The 2,619-nt window shown below is 70.0% G+C and carries 2 protein-coding genes; one reads left to right on the top strand and one right to left on the bottom strand.

Annotated elements, in window-relative coordinates:
* Positions 1-657 (bottom strand): alcohol dehydrogenase catalytic domain-containing protein (locus tag ABD993_RS06330; protein WP_345413652.1); only part of this gene is annotated, 657 nt, incomplete at its 3' end.
* A gap of 173 nt (positions 658-830) precedes the next feature.
* Here ABD993_RS06330 and ABD993_RS06325 point away from each other — a divergent pair.
* A complete protein-coding gene (locus ABD993_RS06325) occupies positions 831-2,390 on the top strand; it encodes an aldehyde dehydrogenase family protein (protein WP_345413650.1) in 1,560 nt (519 codons plus the stop codon).
* The last annotated feature ends 229 nt before the right edge of the window (positions 2,391-2,619 follow it).

Genomic DNA, 2,619 nt, shown 5'->3' with positions numbered 1-2,619 from the left:
GGCCACGGGGTCGACGACGACGAGGTTCTTGGCCCCCGCGTAGCGGGCGCCCTGGACCGCGTTGACGCCGATGCCGCCGCAGCCGTAGACCACGACGGTCTCGCCAGGGCGGACGTCCGCGGCGTTGACGGCCGAGCCCCACCCGGTGGGCACCCCGCAGCCGACGAGGGCCGCCTTCTCCAGCGGCAGGTCCTTCTCGATGGGGACGGCCGAATACTGGCTGATGACGCCGTACTGGGAGAACGTCCCGATCACGCACATCGCGCCGTACTCGCCCGCGGGCCCGGTCAGTGGCCAGCGGTCACCCGGCAGGTAGCCCTCAAGGATCGTCGCGCCCATATCGCACAAGGGCTGCTGTCCCGTCGCGCACCAGTGACACGTCCCGCAGCAAGGGTTGAACGAACACACGAAGTGGTCGCCGGGCTTCACCCGGGTGACGCCCGGCCCGACCGCCTCGACGACTCCGGCCCCCTCGTGGCCCAGCACCATCGGCAGCCGGGCGGGGAGGTCGCCGGTCGCCACGTGGACATCGGAGTGGCAGATGCCGGAGTGGGTGTAGCGGACCAGGACTTCCCCCTCTCGCGGGCCGTCGAGATCCAGCTCGACGATCTCCATGGGCTTGTCCACCTCGTACAGCACCGCGGCCTTCGTCTTCACCGTCGTGTTCCCTTCGTCGCGTCCACGTCGGGCGGTCGACGCCCTGGCCAGAGTCTGGGTGACTCCCGGCGCGGTGACTGTCCAGATTTCTGGACAGTCACCGACCCCGATCGCTCGTAGGTTCGACGCGATCCCTCAGGCGGCAGGGCGAGACCGGTTCGGAACGAGGAGACATGACCGCGATACTCAGCGACGAGACGACGCGCGACACGACCGCACGCCCGCACTACCGGATGTTCATCGGCGGGGAGTGGGTGGACGCCACCGAGCACTACGACATCGTCGACCCCGCCACCGAGGAGGTCGTCGCGACGGCGGCGAAGGGCGGCGTCGAGCACGTGGACCTGGCGGTCGCCGCGGCGAAGCGGGCTTTCGAGTCCGGGGAGTGGCGCACCACCCCGCCCGCGCGCCGCGCGGACGTCCTCGACGAGGTCGTGGCGATCATCGGCGGTAGGGTGGACGAGCTGACCCGGCTGGGCACCGTGGAGAACGGTGCGCCGCTACGGTTGTCGGCGGCCCTCTCCGTCGGCTTCCCGCTCACCCATATCCAGTACTTCGCGGACCTGCTGCGCAAGTACGAGTGGCAGCGGCCCGGCCCGGTCGCCGGCCAGGTCCTGCACGCGAGCTTCACCCGTCGGGAGCCCCTCGGTGTCTGCGCGGCCATCGTGCCGTGGAACTTCCCCCTGGTGCTGGCGGTGTGGAAGGCGGTGCCCGCGATCGCGGCCGGCAACAGCGTCGTGATCAAGGTCGACGAGAAGACCCCGATCGGCACCCTCGAGATCGCCAAGATCCTGGGGGAGGCCGGACTGCCGGACGGGGTCCTCAACGTCGTCACCGGCGACGGCCCGACGGTCGGGGCGCACCTCGTTGCCCACCCGGACGTCCGGAAGGTCTCGTTCACCGGGTCGACGGCGACGGGCCGTGAGGTCATGCGGCTCGCCTCGGGCACGATCAAGCGGCTGACGCTCGAGCTGGGCGGGAAGGGGCCCAACATCGTCCTCGACGACGCGGACCTCGACGTGGCGGTCGACGGTTCGCTCTACGCCTTCCTCCTGCACGCGGGCCAGTCCTGCGAGTCCGGGACCCGCCTGCTGCTGCCCGACTCGTTGCACGACGAGTTCGTGCAGCGGCTCGTCGCGCGAGCGCGGACCCTCCGGGTCGGGGATCCGCTGGACCCCGCCACCGACATCGGACCGGTGATGAGTGCCGTGCAGCGCGACCGCATCCTCGGCTACATCGAACGGGGCAGGCAGGAGGGCGCCAGCGTCGTCCTCGGCGGTGGCTCCCCGAGCGGACCGGAGTACGCCAAGGGGTTCTGGGTCGAGCCGACCCTGTTCACCGGGGTCACGAACGACATGTGCATCGCCCGTGAGGAGATCTTCGGGCCGGTCCTGTCCATCCTGCGCTACGGCAGTGTCGACGAGGCCGTCGCCATCGCGAACGACACCGAGTACGGGCTCTCGGCCGGAGTCTGGAGCCGGGACGTCGGGCGTGCTCTCGAGGTCGCCGAGCGACTGGAGGCGGGCTCCGTCTGGATCAACGACTGGCACAACCTGTCTCAGTACATGCCCTTCGGCGGCTACAAGCAAAGCGGTTCGGGGCGCGAACTGGGTCCCGACGCCCTCGACGCCTACACGGAGGAGAAGGCGATCACGATCGATCTGTCGGGCAGCCTCGACCGCCGCGCCTACGGCCTGGTCCTCGGCACGTCGCCCGAAGTCGCTGAAGGCTGACCGCAGACGTCGCACACGAAGTCAGCCTGTCGGTCCTGGGGGAGTCACGCCGGTTGGTGATCATGTTCGCCGAGGTCGATCACCGGGTGAGTCCCGACTCGCGGGCCGGGCGGGCGAGATCGGCCCGCGAGCGCAGGCTCACCTTCTGCTGGATGCGCGACCGGTACGTCTCGTAGCCCTGGTTGATCTCGTCGAGGGCGTAGGTCCTGGTGACGAGCGGATCGAGCTG

The sequence above is a fragment of the Pseudonocardia xishanensis genome (assembly GCF_039541715.1).
GTDB lineage: Bacteria > Actinomycetota > Actinomycetes > Mycobacteriales > Pseudonocardiaceae > Pseudonocardia > Pseudonocardia xishanensis.
The sequence above is the reverse complement of the archived record's forward strand: the minus strand, read 5'-3'. Positions and strand labels throughout refer to the sequence as shown.